The organism is Caballeronia zhejiangensis (assembly GCF_022879815.1).
Taxonomy (GTDB): Bacteria; Pseudomonadota; Gammaproteobacteria; order Burkholderiales; family Burkholderiaceae; genus Caballeronia; species Caballeronia zhejiangensis.
This window is the reverse complement of sequence record NZ_CP084287.1, coordinates 72,185-91,895: the sequence shown is the minus strand read 5'-3', so window position 1 is coordinate 91,895 and position 19,711 is coordinate 72,185. Positions and strand designations below refer to the sequence as shown.

17 protein-coding genes and 1 pseudogene are annotated in these 19,711 nt (G+C 57.5%); 8 read left to right on the top strand and 10 right to left on the bottom strand.

The genetic code is table 11. The features are described from left to right. The first annotated feature begins 4 nt into the window (after nt 1-4). The gene (locus LDZ23_RS30020) at nt 5-1,228 is read left to right on the top strand and encodes a CaiB/BaiF CoA transferase family protein (RefSeq protein ID WP_244808635.1); all 1,224 of its coding nucleotides are present in this window, start codon (nt 5-7) and stop codon (nt 1,226-1,228) included. Nucleotides 1,229-1,353: 125 nt separating this feature from the next. Continuing rightward, nucleotides 1,354-1,803, top strand: coding sequence for a MarR family winged helix-turn-helix transcriptional regulator (locus LDZ23_RS30015; RefSeq protein ID WP_244808634.1), 450 nt, complete (start codon nt 1,354-1,356; stop codon nt 1,801-1,803). A gap of 337 nt (nt 1,804-2,140) precedes the next feature. Here the strand turns inward: LDZ23_RS30015 and LDZ23_RS30010 are convergent, their stop codons facing one another. Together LDZ23_RS30010 and LDZ23_RS30005 are read right to left on the bottom strand one after the other, a co-directional pair. Further along, entirely contained in the window at nt 2,141-3,718 is a 1,578-nt protein-coding gene (locus tag LDZ23_RS30010; protein ID WP_483299597.1) for a methyl-accepting chemotaxis protein, read from the bottom strand. A 1,390-nt stretch (nt 3,719-5,108) separates the two neighbouring features. Further along, nucleotides 5,109-5,462 (bottom strand): MarR family winged helix-turn-helix transcriptional regulator, encoded by a 354-nt coding sequence (locus LDZ23_RS30005; RefSeq protein ID WP_244808632.1) that lies wholly within the window; start codon nt 5,460-5,462, stop codon nt 5,109-5,111. Between the two features lie 561 nt (nt 5,463-6,023). Between LDZ23_RS30005 and LDZ23_RS30000 the strand changes: the two genes are divergently transcribed. Further along, nucleotides 6,024-6,835, top strand: a protein-coding gene (locus tag LDZ23_RS30000) for an IS5 family transposase (RefSeq protein WP_244808631.1) whose coding sequence is annotated in 2 segments (ribosomal slippage) — nt 6,024-6,372 and nt 6,372-6,835 — 813 coding nt in all. Because the reading frame shifts where the segments join, the coding sequence is not laid out codon by codon here. A 167-nt stretch (nt 6,836-7,002) separates the two neighbouring features. Then, the gene (locus LDZ23_RS29995) at nt 7,003-7,977 is read left to right on the top strand and encodes a LysR family transcriptional regulator (protein ID WP_342346287.1); all 975 of its coding nucleotides are present in this window, start codon (nt 7,003-7,005) and stop codon (nt 7,975-7,977) included. Nucleotides 7,978-8,211: 234 nt separating this feature from the next. Here the strand turns inward: LDZ23_RS29995 and LDZ23_RS29990 are convergent, their stop codons facing one another. The 4 genes from LDZ23_RS29990 to LDZ23_RS29975 form a co-directional block, all read right to left on the bottom strand. Continuing rightward, on the bottom strand, nt 8,212-9,687 hold the full coding sequence (locus LDZ23_RS29990) for an amidase family protein (protein ID WP_425306912.1): 1,476 nt from the start codon (nt 9,685-9,687) through the stop codon (nt 8,212-8,214). 88 nt (nt 9,688-9,775) lie between these two features. Next, nucleotides 9,776-10,039: a hypothetical protein gene (locus LDZ23_RS29985; RefSeq protein ID WP_244808628.1), complete on the bottom strand. Its 264-nt coding sequence runs from the start codon at nt 10,037-10,039 to the stop codon at nt 9,776-9,778. A gap of 89 nt (nt 10,040-10,128) precedes the next feature. Continuing rightward, nucleotides 10,129-10,530: a response regulator gene (locus tag LDZ23_RS29980; RefSeq protein ID WP_244808627.1), complete on the bottom strand. Its 402-nt coding sequence runs from the start codon at nt 10,528-10,530 to the stop codon at nt 10,129-10,131. A 409-nt stretch (nt 10,531-10,939) separates the two neighbouring features. Next, complete coding sequence (locus tag LDZ23_RS29975; RefSeq protein ID WP_244808626.1) at nt 10,940-12,055, bottom strand: alkene reductase; 1,116 nt, start codon at nt 12,053-12,055, stop codon at nt 10,940-10,942. A gap of 1,047 nt (nt 12,056-13,102) precedes the next feature. Between LDZ23_RS29975 and LDZ23_RS29970 the strand changes: the two genes are divergently transcribed. The 4 genes and pseudogenes from LDZ23_RS29970 to LDZ23_RS29955 all read left to right on the top strand — a co-directional run. After that, the gene (locus tag LDZ23_RS29970; protein WP_244808625.1) at nt 13,103-13,453 is read left to right on the top strand and encodes a MarR family winged helix-turn-helix transcriptional regulator; all 351 of its coding nucleotides are present in this window, start codon (nt 13,103-13,105) and stop codon (nt 13,451-13,453) included. Between the two features lie 91 nt (nt 13,454-13,544). Then, nucleotides 13,545-14,039: a nuclear transport factor 2 family protein gene (locus LDZ23_RS29965; RefSeq protein ID WP_244808624.1), complete on the top strand. Its 495-nt coding sequence runs from the start codon at nt 13,545-13,547 to the stop codon at nt 14,037-14,039. 93 nt (nt 14,040-14,132) lie between these two features. Further along, nucleotides 14,133-14,549 (top strand): YybH family protein, encoded by a 417-nt coding sequence (locus LDZ23_RS29960; protein WP_250480989.1) that lies wholly within the window; start codon nt 14,133-14,135, stop codon nt 14,547-14,549. A 900-nt stretch (nt 14,550-15,449) separates the two neighbouring features. After that, nucleotides 15,450-15,829: pseudogene (locus tag LDZ23_RS29955) on the top strand (IS110 family transposase); the annotation flags it as partial. 475 nt (nt 15,830-16,304) lie between these two features. On the opposite strand, the gene LDZ23_RS29950 reads toward LDZ23_RS29955, so the two are convergent. The 4 genes from LDZ23_RS29950 to LDZ23_RS29935 all read right to left on the bottom strand — a co-directional run bounded on the left by LDZ23_RS29950 (nt 16,305) and on the right by LDZ23_RS29935 (nt 19,647). Continuing rightward, on the bottom strand, nt 16,305-16,619 hold the full coding sequence (locus LDZ23_RS29950) for a type II toxin-antitoxin system RelE/ParE family toxin (RefSeq protein ID WP_244808622.1): 315 nt from the start codon (nt 16,617-16,619) through the stop codon (nt 16,305-16,307). Continuing rightward, the gene (locus LDZ23_RS29945; RefSeq protein WP_244808621.1) at nt 16,616-16,885 is read right to left on the bottom strand and encodes a type II toxin-antitoxin system ParD family antitoxin; all 270 of its coding nucleotides are present in this window, start codon (nt 16,883-16,885) and stop codon (nt 16,616-16,618) included. Before LDZ23_RS29945 ends, LDZ23_RS29950 begins: the two co-directional genes overlap by 4 nt. A gap of 951 nt (nt 16,886-17,836) precedes the next feature. Then, entirely contained in the window at nt 17,837-18,565 is a 729-nt protein-coding gene (locus LDZ23_RS29940; protein WP_244808620.1) for a pirin family protein, read from the bottom strand. A gap of 8 nt (nt 18,566-18,573) precedes the next feature. Next, nucleotides 18,574-19,647, bottom strand: coding sequence for an alkene reductase (locus tag LDZ23_RS29935; protein WP_244808619.1), 1,074 nt, complete (start codon nt 19,645-19,647; stop codon nt 18,574-18,576). Between the last annotated feature and the right edge of the window lie 64 nt (nt 19,648-19,711).

The following is a 19,711-nucleotide window of genomic DNA, read 5'->3' as shown; positions in this document are numbered from 1 at the left end:
TGACATGAGCAAGGGGCCACTTTCAGGCATCAAGGTAATTGATTTCTCGCGCGTGCTCGCGGGACCGCACTGTGCGAAGACTCTGCATGACCTCGGTGCCGACGTTATAAAGATCGAACCGCCGCGGCCGGACATATCGCGTTCCGCGCTGCCTCAGAACAATTCGATCTCGTATTACTACATTCAGCAGAATTCAGGCAAACGCAACGTGAGCCTCGATTTGAATTACCCAGAGGCGCGTGAGATTGCGAAAAAACTAATCGCTGAAGCCGACATTCTCGTTGAGAACTTTAGAGCCGGTACGCTGGCGTTCTTTGGTCTTGATTACGAGTCCGTCCGCGACATTAATCCAAGACTTATCTATGTGTCGATCAGTGGATACGGTCAAGGTGGGCCGCTTTCTCACCGTGCCGCCTATGCGCCGACTGTGCATGCAGAGTCGGGTTTCACGTCAACCTTTCTCTCCCATCTCGGAGATGACCTAGCGAGTGACCGTCACGACCCATATTCACATGCTGACATATACACCGGCCTCGAAGCGACGATTGGCGTGCTTGCCGCACTGCATCGCCGCAGCGTCACCGGTGAGGGGCAGCATATTGACGTTGCAATGGCCGCGACCATGCTGGCCATAAATGAGCGGGTGCACGTGGACTTGTCCGATGCTGATCTCGGAGCCGAGCCCCCGGCGCTGGGTCCATCGTTCTCGCCATTCTTCCGAACCAGCACCGGAGAAAAGATCACCATCGCGACCAGCGTCGTTGCGAGCCTCTCGTTCCCGCTCTACATCGGCGCGATGCGGCGTGCGGACCTCGCGCGCGATCCGCGTTTCTTGACGCCGGAACTCCGTAAGAAGAATCTCGCGGACTTTCATCAGATCGTCCAGGACTGGATCCTAACCTTTGATAGCCTTGCAGCACTCGACGCCCAACTCGACGAGGCCAAACTCGCCTTCGGTGTCGTAAGAGATATCAAAGATTTCGCCGAATCCGAATGGGCGCAATGGTGGGGGGCGACGGAAAGCATCGATGATCGAGCGGGCGGTACTGCTCGTGTGCCAGGTAAGCCTTGGCGTTTTTCGGCCAATGAGCTTGAGCACCCCGGCCTGCCAGCTTTTCGCGGGGAGCACAACGGCGAAGTGCTTCGAGAACTGGGCTACAGCATCGAAGAGATTGACGAACTGACTATCCGGAACGTCATGACGAAGGACCCAGCTTTCCTGCAGTGATTGCTCAATGATGGGACCTCTGCGCCGCGACGCAGAGACTCCCAAGCACTGTCTTCCTTAAAACTGCCGATAGAAAAGCCGCAAACGCCTAACCGAGCCATGACCCTTGCTTTTGAGAGGCCCCTATGGAATTGCTGCAATGTAACTGCTCGTTTTTGCGTAGCGCGACTCGTGCCCTTTCGCTAGCGTACGACGAGGTGCTAAGGCCAAGCGGACTGCGTATCACCCAATTTTCCATGCTCGCGCGCGCGTCGGCAGTCGGAGAGATGCCCTTGAGTGAATTGGCAGACTTGATGGCAATGGATCGAACCACGTTAGCCCGCAACCTCCAACCGCTTGAACGCGAGGGTCTTGTAGAGATCAAGGTCGGCCGGGACCGGCGCGCGAGACTTGTCAGTGTTACCGCTGCCGGCCAGAAGGTTTTGACAAATGCGATGCCTCTCTGGGAGAGCGTGCACCAACGATTCGAACAGAAGTTTGGGAAAAGAGAATCTAAGGATCTACGCCATACGCTCAAGCGGATTGTGACGGTGGGGCGCGAACTGTCAGCGGAAAACGAGACAGTCATTGAGTGAAGGTCTCTTGCTGCCTCATTTGCCTCTCATGTTCATTAATGGCATAAGCTTTCGCTCCCATAGAAGAACCGCTGGCGACACACGGTCTGAAGCCACCAAGCTCTCACAGCGCTAGCAGTAAATTAATCGCCGAAACTCAACCTAGCATTCTAGCGGCCCCCTTTGCCAGCCGCTCTGACGTGCACGGCCTGCTTGCTAGATCGCTTCGCCAAATGCTTAAGGAAGTAGAGGCCGTTGGCATCTGAGCTTTTGCTATCGCGACGCGCTCACGACAAAGAAGTGTCGCGTTGCCAGGCAGCCATCGATGTGGCCCGTCCGCGCAGGCCGGATCTCGTTGTCACAGACTTGGCTGTCTGTCATGCTCTGGCATCTTGAATACCGACACAATGTCGCGTAAAGAACGCGACTGCTCCGCCATCGACTGAGCAGCTGCGGAAACCTCCTCTACCAGCGCCGCATTGCGCTGCGTCACCTCGTCAATTTGCGAAATGGCAGCTGTCGCTTGTGCGATTCCCAAGTGCTGTTGGGCGGAAACAGCGCTGATTTTCTCGTTAAGGTCGGCAGCCCGCTGCACCGATTCAAGTATCTCACGCATGGTATGTCCCGCATCCTCAACCAAGGCGTGGCCATCGCGGACTGTTGAGACAGCCTTATTTATCAAGTTTTTGACCTCCTTGGCAGCCGAAGCGCTCCGCTGCGCTAGCGTGCGTACTTCACTGGCCACTACAGCGAATCCTCTTCCCTGCTCTCCCGCGCGCGCGGCCTCGACCGCAGCGTTGATCGCCAGGATGTTGGTCTGAAGGGCAATTCCTTCTATAACCGAAATTATCTGCGTTACTTTTTCGGAACTGTCCGAGATCTCACTCATGGTCGCGACGACCCGCCCTACTATGGCCTCTCCACGGCCAGCAGTCTGGCAAGCCGCCCATGCGAGGGAATTCCCTTTCGCTGAATCGTCAGCGTTGCGCTGCACGGTCGCCGCCAATTGCTCCATGCTGGCAGCCGTTTCTTGTAAGGATGCCGCCTGCTCTTCGGTACGCTGACTCAAGTCCGCGTTCCCCGTCGCGATCTCCGTGGCACTAATTGTGATGCTTCCGCTGCCAGAAAGCACGCGTGCCACGGTCTCGCGGAGCCCTTCGTTCATGCGCTGGAGCGACGCGAGCAGAAGACTAATTTCATCGGTTCCTTTCGCTTCTACAGTTGACGTCAGATCACCTCGTGCGACCTTCTCCGCCACACGCACCGACTCCTGCAGTGGAACAGTAATCGACCGAGTTATGAAAAAAGCGGTCAATATTCCTGCAATCAACGCAGCGATCATTAGGGAGAGTGTCCATCGGCGTGCGCTGAGAAAAGCCGCGCTTGCAGCTTGGACTTCCCTCGCCGAGCCCTCGTGGTTCAGCTTGGTGTCCGCGTCGATGAATGACAGCATAGCCGCAAAGCGCGAAACCCCTTCGCCGGCCGCGAGCTGCCGGGCGTTGGACAGATTGACGTCGGTTGAACCCATCAACGCTTCGATCCGGTCACTCGTCTCAAGATAACGCGCCCAAGACGAACGGATGGCCTCGAGAAGCCTCCTTTCGTCATCTGACGAAAGGTACTTCTCATACTCCTTCAATGCGGCCGCTAAGCCGGTCACTCCCTCGGCGCGCCTTGCACGCAGCTCGCTCATCCCTTTTTCATCCACCGGGAGTAACTCCCGCAGAGAGACACGGCGCACGTCATCGGCCCGGCGCCGAATCTCGCTCAGCGCTTCTACGCTGGGCAACCAGTCTTCCGAGATCGCGCGGGTCCCGTCATAGATTCTGGACGACTGAACGAGGCTGATGCATCCGACAGCACACATTAGCAGCAGTACGAGTGCGAAGCCGACACCGAGGCGTCGGCCAATCTTCATGCTTGTTATAAAGGCCATGGTGGCAACCCCTAAGTTAAACCCATCGCCCAAGACCTGCGATTCGGGCTTCAATTTGTTGAGCTAACGCGGCCTCGGCGAATCGCTGATTACGCGGACGGGGCACGGTGCAGCCCGCGAGAATTGATACATCGGTGGTCGAGAGCGCCGCTATAAGGTCGTCCAAGAGAAAACGATCCGGCTGCAAAAAGCCATCGGTGCCGCGCACAGTCACTGCTCCATGTACAGTGCCGCAATAGGCGCACATCCAAGGTGCGTGTATATACGCCTATTATAACGTGGTGAGATGCGATTGTCGGGCCACTTCGCTATGTTAGTGTTGTTGGTCGGTGCTTCGCGTATGAATCGCCCTGGCCGGGCGTTTCGGTCAAGGGCGTCGGCTGCATCCAGCGTCATTAGCACCCCCCATGCCAGCCGCCGAATTAGATGACCATGGTCCGGTTGAACAGGATGGCTGCTGCGATCACTTCGGTCCCGAACGCGGCCTGCAGGCCCAGTTAGTCGGTACGCCTAGAGCCGCCCGCGGAGTAAGCTAGCGCGCAGACCGTGCGGCGGATTCGACGCAGATCACGGCCGGTTCAACTCTCAGTAAGCCCACGAGTCCTCGGGAACGACATCCTTTATTAGAGGATAAAGTAAGTCACGGAACAATTCGACAGCGGGTAGAGGACGATACGCGATCGTCCGCTCTACTAATAGACCATTCGTGTCGTCGACTAGAATCTCAATGCTTTCTAGAGAATGGCCTTGAATTGCGCCTTGCCATCTCAAAATGGTCGTCCTTGAGTCAAGGCGGTGTTCAAAGACATACTTTCCCCCGACGCCTCTGGCGAGCGCTGACGCAGCGAGGACCGTGGAGACAATGTCTGCGCCGACCAACGGTCGCGTCAGTACAGGCGAATTGAAGACTATGTCTTCTGCAAGTATTGCCCTAATATCCTTCGGGCTGTGCGCCCCGGATTCTCTGAGCGCTCTCAATGGATGCATCTTTGGTCTCCCTTCGGTTGGTCTCAAGGCGCGCCTCCTCCCGCGCGATGCTTGGATCGCGCGCCCCCAAAAGATCGCCGGGAGTACGCATGCCGTCAATCCGTTTCGTCACCTATCTGTAAGGTGCAAAGCAATCTTTCTACGCGCGCACCAGGCCGGTATTAACTTCTTCCCCGGGGATAAACAGTGTCCGCTCACATATGCCAGCCCCGAAAAGAGCGATGGCGCACCCGGACTGCACGCAGTCGCGGGTTGCGTTGAGAACGCCAGTCGCGCTGTGATATCGGCGACGAGTACAACGCAACTGCCTAGCGGCGAACGTGCATCAGATGCGCGCACGACGGCGGCCGACCCAGCTGCCGAGACGCTGAAATGACCGAATCACCGCCCGTACGGTTCTCCTTCATTGAGCCTGGCGCGCGTTTTCTTCCGACAATTCCCGTCCTATGCTTACCAGATGTTTGAGAGTCATGCGCAGTTCTTTCGCTTCACGCTTACCAACCTTCCCTTCGAAACGTCGATGCACTTCCTCCCACAGCGGCAACGCAGCGGCTAAAACTTTCGCGCCAGTTGACGTCACGGTGACCAATCGTTCGCGCCTATCTGATCCAACGTCAACCCGCACGAGACCGTCACGCTCGAGCGGGCGCAGGTTTCGCCCGAGAGTGGTGCGGTCCATCGCCATCAGATCGGCAAGTTCGCTTACCGAAATTTCACCGACGGCCGACGCTCGGGATAGCATCGAGAACTGGGTCATGCGCAGACCGCTCGGCCTCAATACCTCATCATATGCCTGCGTTAGCGCGCGTGTCGCGCTGCGTAAAAACGAGCAGTTACATTGAAGCAATTCCACGGAACGCCCCCAATTTATTGTGGCAACCGGGCTAGTATACGCGTATATGCATCCAGTTTCCGAGCGTTCTGAAGGAAATGCTTAATTTGCTTACATGGTGACGACAATCACCGCTGGCGTTATATCTCGGATAGGTTCGTCGCACGGGCTGACCTTTCTATCGGGCTACGTTCAACCTTCACGAGGCGCAACGGGCGTGCGGCGCTTCGACGTATTGAACGTCGCCACCACGCGTTCTGCAACGCGCAGGGCTTTCGGGACGAGCAACGGACGCGAATCCTTCACCGCTTTCACCTAGCAAAGTGCAGAGATCGCAGCGCACAGCGGCCGGAACGACATCTCGTCGCCTGGGACAACGGCAATGCCGCGTAGTGGTCTAAGAACCCTTAACAAAATGAAGAAAAGGGGCTGTTAACCCTCGATGAATGCTGTTAACCTGTTCATTGTTTCGGCGATGAAAGGAACATGGCTAAACCTATACTCGACGACGAACTCTGGGCACTCATCGAACCGTTACTGCCCCCTCCAAAACTACGACGCCACCGTTACCCAGGGCGCAAACCGCTCGACAATCGTGCGGTGCTCACAGGCATCCTCTTCGTCTTGCAGACTGGCCTGCGCTGGGACCTTCTTCCTCGCGAGATGGGTTGCGGCAGTGGCATGAGTTGCTGGCGTCGCCTGCGTGACTGGCAGGAGGCAGGCGTCTGGGACGAGTTGCACGAGTTGCTCCTTGCGCGGCTTCGGGCCGCCGACCAAATCGACTGGTCTCGAGTCATCGTCGACTCCTCTTCAATCCGTGCTATGGGCGCGGGTCAAAAACGGGACCGAATCCCACAGACCGCGCGCGACCCGGTTCAAAGCACCACCTCATCACCGAAGCGCAGGGCATTCCGCTCGCGGTGATACTGACCGGCGCCAACCGCAACGACGTCACTCAACTTCAAGCACTGGTCGAGGCTATTCCGCCCATCAGCGGCAAGCCTGGCAGACCACTATCGAAGCCTCGGGTCGTTCAAGGCGACAGAGGCTACGACCACGACAAACATCGACGTCCGTTGCACGCAGCGGGCATTGCCACGGAAATTGCTCGGCGCGGCCAGCCTCACGGCAGCGGATTGGGTAAAACACGCTGGGTCGTGGAGCGGACCATTTCGTGGCTTCACAACTTCCGCCGACTGCGCATCCGCTTCGAACGGCTCGCGTTTATCCACGAAGCCTTCATGAAAATCGCTTGCTGCATCATATGCTGGCGACAACTGCGAACGTCATTTTGTTAACGCCTCTAAGGGTACTCTCGCACCGCTCAACGAGCTGCTATACTATGTGCATATACACGCTTCGACCAACCGCGCAAAAATCGGTGATGCACGCCGCGACTATCTCGAAATATGCTTCACGTTCTTTAGCACTCCGACCGCACTCTTAAAGCATTTTTCGCTTCTGTATGTTTAACCGTTTTCAGGCGATGCTTGTCTTCACCCGGATCGTAGAGACAAATAGCTTTTCTCGCGCCGCGGACTCTTTAAATCTTCCTCGATCATCAGCATCAGTCATCATCAAGGGCCTCGAGGCTCATCTCAGAGTTCGGCTCCTGTACCGTACCACACGACGCATCAACCTGACCGCAGAGGGCGCTCAGTACTATGAGCTCTGCGTTAGGATCTTGGCAGAGCTTGAGGAAACCGAAGGTTCGCTGAGCAATGGGACCGGCGGAATTCACGGGACGCTCAGGATCAACCTGCCGCCGGGCATTGGTCGCATTGTCGTCGTGCCGCGTATTCATAAATTTTGCGATATGCACCCCAAGGTCGATCTGAGAATCGGCTTCAGTGACAGACGTGTCGACCTTGTTCGAGAAGGAGTGGACTGCGCGATACGCGTAGGGTTACTCGAGGACTCGAGTCTGATAGCACGGCAGTACGGACGCATGGAAATGGTGACTCTGGCGAGCCCGCGATACATACAACGGCACGGCTGTCCGTACGAAGTTGCCGATCTTTCCAAGCACTTCGCCGTCCATCTGCTTTCCGGGTCTAGAAGAAACCTCGACTTCAATTTCGTCAATAAGGGGCAAGTTACTGGGTTCCGCATGCCTGGAACCGTTGCGGTCAGCGACATAGATGCGTATATCAGGTGCGGCCTCGACGGGATAGGACTGATCCAGGCCCCTTTCCTTCTTGTTGAGGAACTCTTGCGCCGCGGCGAGCTCGTCGAAGTCATGAGCCACCAAAGGCCCCCACCAATCCCCGTTTCAGCGATATACCCGGCAAATCGGCACCTGTCATCCCGAGTCCGCGCATTTGTAGAGTGGGCCGGAGGTCTCTTTGAAGACTGTTTAATCTCGCCGGGCAACTCCAATCGCCAACCTGGCGCCGAGGTCTTACACCTGCCTGACTCGATAAAGGTGCCATCACGGTAAGCCGAGACGAGAAGACTCACCACCCCGTAGAGTTCTGCAACCTTTGCCCTTTAGTGAATCATCCATGTCGAAAAACGGCCGAAGGCGGCAGGCAACGCCACCTCCTTTGCCGTTATCGCCCGCTGGGAGCCGACATTCATCCCTGGCATTAAACGTTGCGGTCCCCATCGTGCCCGGGGACCGCGTTACGTGCATGCGGCTGTCAAAACGCTCCGTCCATCTGGGTAGCGACGATTAGGTGGCAACCTGGGGCGGCGGCAAGAAGCCGATAACTTGTTCGACCCGCCGCGCAAGCGCTAACAGCGCTCGGTCGTTTCCGCTGCTTCCATCCAGTTCCAGCCCGAGAGGCAGACCGTTTTTCGTCAGCCCCATCGGAATAGATATCCCGGGTAATCCGGCAAAGCTGGCCGGGTACGTGTTCCGCGACAGGAAGACGTCGTTCACCGTGCGGCCTGCGACGGAAAATTGCCACTGCTCGGCAATGGTCGGCGCTGCACACAGCGTGGTTGGAAACACGATCGCATCTGCACGAGAAAATACTTCACGGACAAAGCGACGCTGAACTTCCGGCCGGCGCACGGCGACCGCTTCTTGGTATGCGGCTTTGCGCGTGTAGTCGGGTCCCGTCTCGAGAACGAACCGTTGCCAGCGCGCCTTGATGTGCGGCTCCAGACCCTCATAGATCTCTTCAAACGTAACGGGAACTTTCTGGTCTCGAAGAAACGCGGTAACGTCCGGCTGGGTGTCATGAAAGAAGAGCGCCCAGTTCGCCTCCTCGACCAACGGGCCGAAATCCCCGCCTAGGTCCACCTCCACGACGCTAGCTCCGGCATCCTTCAATTTGGAGATCGTCTCGTTGAAAATCTTTTCAACTTCCGGGTCAGCGCCGTCAAGGTAATATCGTCGTGCGACCGCTAGTCTTGTACCTCGCAATCCAGCGGGAATACGCTGCAACGACGGCGACCCGCCAGTGGCGATTGCGTCCAACAATTCGCAGTCTGAAACGCGGCGTGCGATAGGGCCGGTCGTATCCAGCGTGTTCGAGATAGGCGCGACCCCACTTCCCGACCAGCGACCGGGCGTCGGCTTGAACCCAACGACCCCGCATAGCGCTGAAGGAACCCGAATTGACCCAACAGTGTCGCCCCCAAGGGCGGCCGGAACCAGCCGTGCCGCAACGCTGGCAGCCCCGCCGCACGAGGAACCGCCTGTAACGTGAAGTGCGTTGTACGGGTTCTTCGCCTGTCCGTAGTGAGCATTCAGACCGGTGAGGCCATACGACATTTCCACAAGGTTGTTCTTCCCAAGCACAATGCAACCCGCTCCTTTGACGGCGCTAACAACCTTTGCGTCCGTCGCCGGCCGAAAGCCGCGAGCCACTTGTGTCCCAAAGCTCGTAGGCAGATCCTTAGTCAAGTAACTATCTTTCACGCCAATCGGCAGTCCGGGCAGTACGTGTCTCTTACCTGCAAGACGCTCCTTATCCGCAACCCGGGCTGCGCTCAGCGCCTTTTCGTCGTCCACTGTGATGAACGAATTCAAAAATGCAAGGTCGTGAGTTCGTTTCAGTAAAACCTCGCTATAGCGCTCCGACGTGATCCTCTTCGCTGTGATCGCTTGCGCTGCTTCGATCAAGCTAAGCTCGTGCGCTTGAGGCAAGTCGACCGCCGACGCTGGAGTCGCTACCGCTGCGCCAGCAGCGTAGGACATGCTCGGAGCAACCGCTGTACCGAGCAATATGGCCGATGAATCTATTACGAATCGACGGCGAGCAGGCGAGTCGACTGCGCGAAGCTCATTAGAACCGCCTGGAGTTGATTGTGACGTTATCCGGATCATTTTCATGGTGATGGCCCGTAAGTTGACGAAAGAAAAGAGATGCAGGGTACTTCGGTAAATGCCTTACTTTGATCGACCTGAGTGCGACGACGTCAAGATCGATCTCGCCAATGGGCCTCAAAAGAGCGAATGGCCCAACGAAATAGCCAGGTGCATCGGCGACGCTTGCTTCTTTTATCTTGCTGACTCGTGTGCCGCAGTCGCGCGTTGCATCGGAGTTCACCTCAGCTCCTGCTCTGCGTGGGAATATCGACTTCAGGGCCCTGCAAGTCCTGCGCTGCTCGGCGGCAGAAACTGGGTGCACACTGGTGGTTAATACCTGAGCCCCGCGACACGGGCTGCTTGCCGTCGACCATTGATGTGGCGCTCGGCAACGATCCGATCGATCTCAGCTACCAAGGTGGAAGCCGCAACCGGCTTGTGAAGAATGGCATCGCAGTAGAGGAACGCGGGTGGACTTGGATCGCCTGAAACGAGGATAAAGACTAGCTCTGCAAGCCGTCTATCATTCCGGACGTAGTAGCACAAGTCACATCCCGACCTGTCCTGCAACTTCCGATCAGCTACCACCACATCAACTTCGGTACTGCGCAAAACATCCAACGCTGATCCGCCATTGGCAGCGGAAAACGTTGCATAGCCTTGCATCTCGCAAACCGACCGCCACGAACTGTAGACGCCCTCCTCATCTTCCACAACCAGCACTGAAATCACGACATCCTCCATACATCACACCGGAGCGCCCATAGCCTCGAAAACGAGAGAGAACGCAGCTCGGCGGCACGCAACGCCGAGTACGTACCTTTTGCAGCGCATCTGCTGCACAGGCACCGACCAGGGTGCGGCGAAGGTATCGTGCAGGCTCGTGCTAACAGTCGGGGCGAAGTCGAATCTTTGGTCGAACAGGTCGCGACTTACCGACCGGGCAGGGTTCTTGCAAGAACTGCGATCCCACCGACACGAGCCACGCAAGCCGGGTGTTATTGACAGACGGCGCCGCTGTTGCACGATCGACGCATATGTTTCGCATTACGTATATTTAAATGAGACGTCTGTCCGCTATTGCAGTGTGGAAGATCTGGCTTCGCTATCTAGGTGGCCCGGCTTTAAATCGTTCAACCCACTAAGCCTCGGTCGGTGACAAGAACGGATAGTCTGTGTAGCCTGCAGCGTGACCGCCGTAGAACGTGCCCCTGTTATAAGTGTTCAGGGGAGCGTTAGACCTGAGTCGCAATGGCAAATCGGGATTGGCGATAAACAACCTGCCGAACGCTATTGCGTCTGCGCGACCTTCGGCGATAGCCGATAACGCACCATCACGCGTGTAGTTGCCGGCGGCGATCAGCGCTCGAGGCCAAATTGGGCGGAACGATTCAGACGCCGAAGGCAAGTCCACATGATTGACCTCAGCCTGCCCCGCACCACTGGCTCTTGGCTCGATCAAATGCAGGTAAGCGAGGTTGAGACTTGCGAGCCGCCGAATTAGGTAATCATATAAAGGCCAAGGATCAGCCTCGCCACTGTCGTTAGCGGTTCCGAACGGCGATAGCCTTATCCCGACCCTGTCCTCGCCCCAAACTCCGGTTACCGCTTCCGCGACTTCCATGGCGAAGCGACATCGATTCTCCAATGACCCACCATAGTCGTCTGTGCGTTGATTGGTTCTCTCATGGAGAAATTGTTCTATCAGATACCCGTTCGCCCCATGGATCTCGACTCCATCAAAGCCAGCCGCCATAGCATTTTTCGCCGCACGGACGAAATCTTGAACGGTAGCAACAACTTCTTTCGTCGATAGTGCACGCGGCTCTCCATATGGTACTCGTTGGAAATCGGCGGTGGTTGCGTAGCCACAAGGGGAGACCGCAGAAGGCGCTACTGGGCGACAGTTTCGGGGCAGGTGCGACGGGTGCGATATCCGACCGACATGCCACAGTTGCAAAAATATGCGGCCATCCCGCTGATGAACAGCGTCCGTAATCGTCTGCCAGCCAGCTATCTGCTCGTCATTGTGAATGCCTGGGGTCGCCGGCAATCCGTGCGCGAACTCCGAAACCGGCGCGCCTTCGGAGATAATGAGTCCTCCTTTAGACGCCCGCTGCTCATAATAGTCGGCGTTAAGTTGATGCGGTGTGCGCCCTAAGCCCCGAGCGCGCATTCGCGTCAAAGGTGCCATGACGACTCGATGCTCGAGTTCGATGTTGCCGATCCTGATCGGAGAGAACAGCGTTGCAGGCATCTTAGGACTCCATTGAATCTCGACGAAGTTCGTTGCTATTCGGGACCACCGTTTCTCCGACGCAAACCGGTGATGCGAGTATATACGTGCATTATCTACGTCACAAGTCAATATTTGAGACGCGCGACAGCCCCCGGTCGACTCGCTTCTGGCGGCATGCGAGACGGGTAAGCGGCCGGCGCGCTGCGCTGGACATCGCCGCCTATTTGACACAGGCGCAAGGCATCCGAGCGCCGACTGGACGCCCGATGCAGCGAGAGCCGACACTTAGCGAGCTCTCAGCGCATCATCGCGCCCACCGGTCTCGTTCGATTGCCCGGCAAGAATTGGCGCGCCGCGCACCGACTCCTTCAAGTATCCGCTCAACCCCTTCGATGCTCAGGACCGCGCGCGCTAGTCGGAGCGTCCAAATCGTCAGACTCAACGTGTCGTGCTCATAATTCCGAAGTCGGGTCATGCTGCCGAGCGGTGGGTACTCCCGAACTCGATTGACAGCTTCGGACGACATCGTCATTGGATTATGACAATAATATAGACGTATGGTCGTAATGCCAAGATGTTTCTCAAGCGACACACGGCTTCGTCGTGACATTCGTCAGCGGGACTGCCGTTGGCGAATGCCAAGCGATGCGCAGGTCCCTAACAGCGGAATCGTTAACACCCGCGCGGGCGAAGAAGATCAGAAGAGACGACGCAGTAGGATTCCGGTGCGCACGCCAATTCTTGCAGTGACGGACTGTCGAAAGGCCGCTCGTTTGTGGGCGAGTTCTTTTTCAAGGATGCCTCACGCGGGGCGGCGGGTGTCGCGTTGGTGCATCAATTCGCGTCAACGGCATCACCAAGCGACAGCGAGTGACACGCAGCTAAAACAGATCGTATCTTCCTCCGCTCTACTCCGTCTTCGTTGACAATAGTCTTATTGCCCGTAAAGTCGAATCGTTGGGCGCGGCTCCTTATGAAACAGCACTCGTTATGAATCCAGGCATTTGCAACAACACAGCGATACGCAAGGCAGCTCGACGGTTAACCCGCTTCTACGATTCCTGCATGGCAGAAACAGGGCTTCGCACGACGCAGTACACGATCTTGAATTTGCTTGCGTCTCACGGTGCCACGACGATGGCCGTGCTCGCCGACTTGCTAGCAATGGATCGGGCTACCATGGGCCACAATCTGCGGCCACTGGAACGAGACGGCCTAATCACTATATGTGTTGGTCGCAACGACAGACGCGAGCGTGAAGTGTCGCTTTCGTGCGCCGGCAAGGCTGCCGAGGCAAAATGCAGACCCCTGTGGCTAAAAGCACAAGCTCGTTTCGAAAATGAATTCGGCGAAGACGATGCCTTGGCGATGCGTAGGCTGATGGCACGTATTACTGTATTAGACCTGGCGACATAACCTTCGCCGTTATGAAGTCCATCGCTACGGTAGAAGCGTAACCACCTCGAGTATTTACGACGCCCCAATACGGGCATATGAGGATATTTTTATGCAGACTTTGAGCCGACGCCGCGCCATTGCCGGTGCTATTACCTTTTTGTCGCTGGTCGCCATGGCCCCGGCACACGCAGCGTCAGTCAGCCCTGGGGATCTAAGTGAGATCCGCAACCTGTTTGCGAGACAGACCAAAGCGGAGACCGACCACAACATCGCCGCATTGAAGGAAATGTTCGCGCCCGGCTATCCGGGAGAGCCCGACCCGGTGTCCTTCGTGGCCCGCGCGTATCGGTTCTGGGGCAAGGACGCCGTTATTTCGCATTTTAAAGAAACGTTCGATGGAACATGGGCAGTCGAGCCTGATGAAACCGCTATCCGCCTAATTCCGCTCAACGGTGAGACAGTGCAGATCTACGCGCCAACCCGAGTGACGATAGGAGCACCGGGCGAAGCCGCCATAACGTCGTTGTTTCTGATCAACGAGTTTGCGGTTCGCACGCCATCAGGGTGGAAGATCGCCGCAGTGATTCCCGTGCCAGCGAAATAATGGAAGACGATCATGAGATTCGAAAAGTTAGTCGGTCCTCTAGTTTTACCCGTTCTGTGGTGCGCCGTTAATAGCTCGGCTTTCGCAGCGCCCTTGCCGGACTTCACCGACGCTGATCGGGCAGCCGTTGAGGATGTCCTCCTCCGGCAGGCAGCTGCGGCATCTGCGCACGACATTGTTGCATTCGAGCAGGTCCTGGTTCCGAACGTTCCAGGCCAGCAAGACCCCGTTGCCATGGTTGCTCGCGCGTACCAGTTCTGGGGTAGAGCCGCCCTCATCGATCATTTCAAGGAGGTATTCAAGGGCGTGTGGAAGTTTGAGCCCGACATACACGGCATTAAGGTCGTTCCTCTGACGCCCGACGTTGCACAGATCTACGCTCCCACGAAGATCACATTTGGCACATCCGATACAACTGCGACGACCGCACCTTTTCTAATGTACGAAGTCGCGATCAGGACACCCGGAGGATGGCGGATCGCCTCCATAGTGCCGGTGCCCGCCCGCTAAACACCGCGTACGGCTCGACAGCGCGCCGTGTATTTACGAAGCCTTCCGCTGCGAAGACGCGGCGGACGGATCAACGTATCCGAGCGATGCGTCCAGACCGGTGGTAGCCGCCCTACCGCTTGCGCGTCGCACGCGGGGGATAGTCCAAGATGGCCTCGCCAGAATGCTACCGCAGCGATTTCCATCTGAAGCGGAGCCGCGCATGGATGCTGCAGCTGCGTCCCGAAAAGTCAGTTCGACCGACGACGGGTCCTTCACCCCTTGGCAACGTCAGGACGGTGGCGATCCCACCGGGCAATGGGCGCTCCTCCGCGCCGCTTGTCGCCGCCGCGCCTATTCTGCGACCCCAACCACGCCAAAGTAGGCTGCGCCTAAAAAACCTGCAAGCGTTGACCGACTACTCGTAGCAGACGGATGTTCGAAAGTGAAATCGTTTACTAGGTGTATATACGCCTATTTGACGTATAATTCTCCCATGACTCGCACCGTTCTCTCAGGGCTCCCCACCCGAGCCTTTTCGCCGACGCGCAATGCGTCGGCTTTTTTTTGGTGCGCCCGGCGGGGCGCACTCACTTGGAGGTGAGAGCCCTCTACACACCCGGCAAGGGGAAGTGTTAGGCAGAGGCAAGGGTTTCGTGGGCGACTGCGAGTCTGGAGGAAGCCCGAGGCAAAGCGCTGGCCTGACGAACAGGAAGCGGATACGAGGCGGCGCATCGGGGTAAGACAGCCAAAAAGGTCAAAGCCCGAAACTTGCACGGAGCGATGCGACGTATATCCGACAGGCATAAGCGTGAAGGTGGGTGCGTCATACCCAATGCGATGGACGCCCCCACTCGTCACGGCATCGATGTGCCAACGTGGAAGTGTCAAGCAACCACTTGAACCGAGGGGAGCGTCATCATGCAGATTACGACGATTGGCATTGATCTGGCGAAGAAACGTATTCCAAGTTCACGGTGTGGACGTACACGGAAAGGTCGCTCTCAAGAAGCAATTAAGGCGCAGTCAAAATGCTGGAATTCTTCGCCAATCTGCCCGCGTGCCTAATCGGCATGGAGGCCTGCGCCAGCGCCCACTATTGGGCACGTAAGCTCCAGGCGCTCGGGCACACCGTCAAGCTGATGGCGCCACAATTCGTGAAGCCCTACGTCAAGACAAACAAACATGACGCGGCCGATGCTGAAGCCATCTGTGAAGCGGTCACACGGCCGAGCACGCGATTTGTCCCTCTCAAACACGTTGATCAGCAAGCTGTAGTAGTCCAGCATCGGGTTCGGCAGGGGACACACAGCAACGCCTCCAGCGTTCTTGATGAACCGCCGTATGCGAAACCGCACGTACGGTGGTGTGGGAGCGCTGAGGGGGTAACCCCTCACCCTACCCAATGCGCACACCCAGAACCACTTTGGCCGCGGGGCGTTCGTTACTGCAGCTTTGAACCGTCCCACGAGGCCATGGAACGGTTCAGCACTGTTCATCGCGTGGACAAATTCCAAGCTTCATACGTCGGCGATCGGCCATCTTCGCATCTTCGCGTCTAGCGTAAGCATTCTTCCGCATTCAGGCTTGCGGCAGCAGTGCGTGTGGCGAACAGTTCGCTAATCGTATGCAGGACCGTACATAGCCAGTTTCCCCGGGGAAACTCGCTAACTTCCAGCCGTTTCTCGAATAGCACGAGCGTTCGATATTGTTAGTTATGTCAAATATTAGATCGTTGGGTTGCTGCTGCGACCGTTTAACGCGCTAGTACGCTCATCACTGTTCGTCATCAGAGGTCAACGCTGCTTCATAATCTTGGCCGCCATAGAAGACACCAATGATCGAAACGACGTCAGTCTCCACGGTATAGGCGATGATCGATCGCTTGCGGAAATGAGTGACGCAAAGTCCTGGCAGCAGATCGTCGCGTGCGACTCCACGTGCTGGGAACGTCTGGAGTGTCATACAAAAATCAACGATCGAATCGACATATCTTTCAGCCGTTATTGGAGCGCCGGCGTTTGCGATGCGTGCTTCAAGTCTACGCAGCTGATCGAGCGCCTCGGGCGCGAACTGGATCCGCCAATTCATTCGTGACGCGTGCGAGATTTTTTCAGCGCAGCGCGTACCTGATCGACAGACAGTGCGCGGTTGGGATCGTCCCGAAGCGCTTGTGCTGCCGGAACGACATCGTTGCGCAACCATGCCTCGACGGCACGGTCACGCTCGCGAAGCGCACGAAGTGCGTCTCGCAGCACTTCGCTGTCAGATGCGTAGTCGCCGCTTGCCACCTTCGTGCGCACGAATTCGGCCATCTCGTTGGGTAACGTAATGCTCATTTGCTGGGTCGTTCTCATACCAGCCTCCGCTTAGTAGGATTTAATCCTACTCGCATCCGACTTACCGTGCAACTCGGTCCGACAGCCCTACCTCCCATTATTCAACCACAAAAAGCGGACTGAAACTGGGGGCAATTGAGTTATGTCCAATCATGGTCCACGCGCGTTTGACAGCAGCATCACCGGCGTTACATCTTTTTGGTTGGTTACGCTAAGACGTCGACAGCTGAGGACCTCACGTCATGAAGTTCGACGAAGACCAAGCGCCAAAAGCAACGGACGACCTATATAGGCCCGCTGGCGAACCTATGTCGATCTGATCGTCGCTTTCTTTGCCGGGATGGCCCTTATTATCGGGGCGATCGGATTGGCCTTCCGCTGGCTTCCCATTTGACGCCTGTGCTTACCCTCTGATCTTCTGCCAACAGCCACGATCGAGGTTTTCGCCCAACGTCTAGGCTTTCATGTGCCTTAAATCGCCGGTTGAGTGCGTCACGGCTATGAAGGTCATGCCCCTCTAGCCAAAGATGAGCGCATTTACAACGTTGGGTATTGGAGGCGACGCCGCCAGAGTCAGGTAGGATCCCCGTACGACTTCCTAAACAGCCACATGCCAATCGAGTCGGAACGGCTACTCTTGCGACCTCGGAAAAATGCGGACAGGCAGCCTTTCGCGGATATGTCGGCCAACAAAAGCGTCATGGAGCACGACTCACCGCCCGAACAAGCCAAAACAGTCTTGCGGCACGCTACCTCGCTACCGGGAGAGACCGTCGAAGTGGTGCGCGAGGCTCATGGGCACCAAGTCATGATCCGCTCGTGCACCCCGACGAACTTGAACGCCTAACGGCACGCCGTTCCAAGCTCGGACGTTGGCCTGGCGCGCCGGTATCGATCGGCCGAATGATAACCAGATCGATATTTCTCTCGACTTTGCGACTCTGCTCGGCAATCGTGCCTCAACGCGCATCATGGCTGCAGCTGTTCACCGACAAACACGACAGCTTGCGCGGGCCCGTCCGCGGCAGTAAAGGCGACGCCTTCGCAATCCGGCCGGCCATGAAACACCGGAATTGCGGGACCGTCGGGGCCAAAGCGCTGACCCAGGTACTCGATCCCGCCACTGATCGGTAGGAGGAACAGTGTCTGATCGGACAGAAGCGGAATCGCAATTTCGGCACCGGCCGCGAGCGATACATCGAGAATCGTCACAGGCGTCGGCGGTATCGCGGGCGAAACCACACCGCCGAAGTTACCGACCGGGACCCTGATGGTCACGCCCGCCTGTGTCACGACCGGCACTTCTTCGGGCTCGACGATCAACGGAGACGGCGCGATGCTTTTCTTCTCGCGCGACAGGTCTACGAAGATCTGTAGCGAGTGAACGGTCTTGCCGGATTCAGCCGGAACTTCATCGTGAACGATGCCGGACCCGGCCGTCGTCCAGTGCAGTCCACCGGGTCGGATCAGGTTTCGCGTTCCGATCGAATCCCGGTTGAGCACGCCCGTCTCCGAGTCGAGGAAGATGTACGACACGGCGCACATGCCGGCGTGACGATGTGGCGGAAACGTCGGCGCACCCATCCAGGCGTGATCGACTCCGAGGAAGGGATCAAGCATGCCTTCCGGGTTGCGCACGGCAAGCGCGCGAAAGTGCTCACCGTGCGTGAATGCTTTGACTGGTGCGAGAGAGAACATCGCTTGCCTCACGCGACCGACGCTTCGTCGAGGGAAGGATAGTCCGTGTAACCGACCTCCGTTCCGCCGTAAAAGGTGGCAGGATCCGGCACGTTCATCGGCGCATTGAGCTTCAACCGCTCGGGGAAGTCGGGGTTCGCCAGCACCAGCTGACCAAAGGACTCGAGATCGGCCAGGCCCGAGCCGACGTCCCTCCCGGCATCCGCAGGTGCGCGGCCCGGACGATTCAAGATCAGCGCATTCGTCCACAGTTGCCGCAGTTCCGCGAGTAAGGCGTCGTTGCCCTTTTGCGTGATGTGCAGATACGCCAGTTCGAGCTTGTCGAGTTCGGATACGAGATAGCGGTACAGGGCCGGCCCCTCGTCACCTTCGTCGATTCCCCAGATCGAAAGACCCGGCGACAAACGGATGGCTGTCCTGTCAGCGCCAATCTCCTCTGCGATCGCGCGCGCTACATCGAGCGCGAACCGGCTGCGATTTTCGATCGAGCCGCCATATTGGTCCGTGCGCGTATTGGCGCTGGGTGCGAGAAACTGATGCACGAGATAGGCGTTCGCGCCATGAATCTCGACGCCGTCTGCGCCGGCTTCGATGGCGCGTCGCGCAGCGAGTCGGAACTCGTCGACGATACTGGCGATCTCGTCCGTCTGCAACGCTCGCGGCACCGGAATATCCTGCATACCGGTCGCGGTGAACATTCCGGTTCCCGGAGCAATGGCGGACGGGGCTACGCCTTGGCGATGATGGGGCGTATTATCCGGATGGGACATGCGACCGACGTGCATCAATTGAATGAACATGCGGCTGCCTTTTGCATGTACAGCTTCTATGACAGTTCGCCAGCCTGCCACATGCCTATCGGTATAGATGCCGGGTGTCGCCAGATAGCCCTGGCCTTCGTCGGACGGCTGAGCGCCCTCCGCCACGATCAGACCGACACCCGCGCGCTGTGCGTAGTATTGCGCTGCAAGCGGGCCGGGCGTTCCATCGCCAAGCGCTCGCGAGCGCGTCATCGGTGCCATGACCATTCGATTCGACAGCTGATTCCGGCCAATGCGCACCGGGCAAAACAATTGATTCATGATGGGTACTCCAGGGTTGCTCTAAGCGTCCGCAGTCGGCACAGTGAGGAGAGCCGGCGAAGAT

Excerpts from the sequence above, each read along its gene's own strand:
- LDZ23_RS30005 (WP_244808632.1), bottom strand. The coding sequence starts at position 5,462 with ATGACCCAGTTCTCGATGCTATCCCGAGCGTCGGCCGTCGGTGAAATT.
- LDZ23_RS29975 (WP_244808626.1), bottom strand. The coding sequence starts at position 12,055 with ATGCCTGCAACGCTGTTCTCTCCGATCAGGATCGGCAACATCGAACTC.
- LDZ23_RS29970 (WP_244808625.1), top strand. The coding sequence starts at position 13,103 with ATGGCAGAAACAGGGCTTCGCACGACGCAGTACACGATCTTGAATTTG.
- LDZ23_RS29945 (WP_244808621.1), bottom strand. The coding sequence starts at position 16,885 with ATGAGAACGACCCAGCAAATGAGCATTACGTTACCCAACGAGATGGCC.
- LDZ23_RS29950 (WP_244808622.1), bottom strand. The coding sequence starts at position 16,619 with ATGAATTGGCGGATCCAGTTCGCGCCCGAGGCGCTCGATCAGCTGCGT.
- LDZ23_RS30020 (WP_244808635.1), top strand. The coding sequence starts at position 5 with ATGAGCAAGGGGCCACTTTCAGGCATCAAGGTAATTGATTTCTCGCGC.
- LDZ23_RS30010 (WP_483299597.1), bottom strand. The coding sequence starts at position 3,718 with ATGGCCTTTATAACAAGCATGAAGATTGGCCGACGCCTCGGTGTCGGC.
- LDZ23_RS29995 (WP_342346287.1), top strand. The coding sequence starts at position 7,003 with ATGTTTAACCGTTTTCAGGCGATGCTTGTCTTCACCCGGATCGTAGAG.
- LDZ23_RS29965 (WP_244808624.1), top strand. The coding sequence starts at position 13,545 with ATGCAGACTTTGAGCCGACGCCGCGCCATTGCCGGTGCTATTACCTTT.
- LDZ23_RS29940 (WP_244808620.1), bottom strand. The coding sequence starts at position 18,565 with ATGTTCTCTCTCGCACCAGTCAAAGCATTCACGCACGGTGAGCACTTT.
- LDZ23_RS29990 (WP_425306912.1), bottom strand. The coding sequence starts at position 9,687 with ATGTCCTACGCTGCTGGCGCAGCGGTAGCGACTCCAGCGTCGGCGGTC.
- LDZ23_RS30015 (WP_244808634.1), top strand. The coding sequence starts at position 1,354 with ATGGAATTGCTGCAATGTAACTGCTCGTTTTTGCGTAGCGCGACTCGT.
- LDZ23_RS29935 (WP_244808619.1), bottom strand. The coding sequence starts at position 19,647 with ATGAATCAATTGTTTTGCCCGGTGCGCATTGGCCGGAATCAGCTGTCG.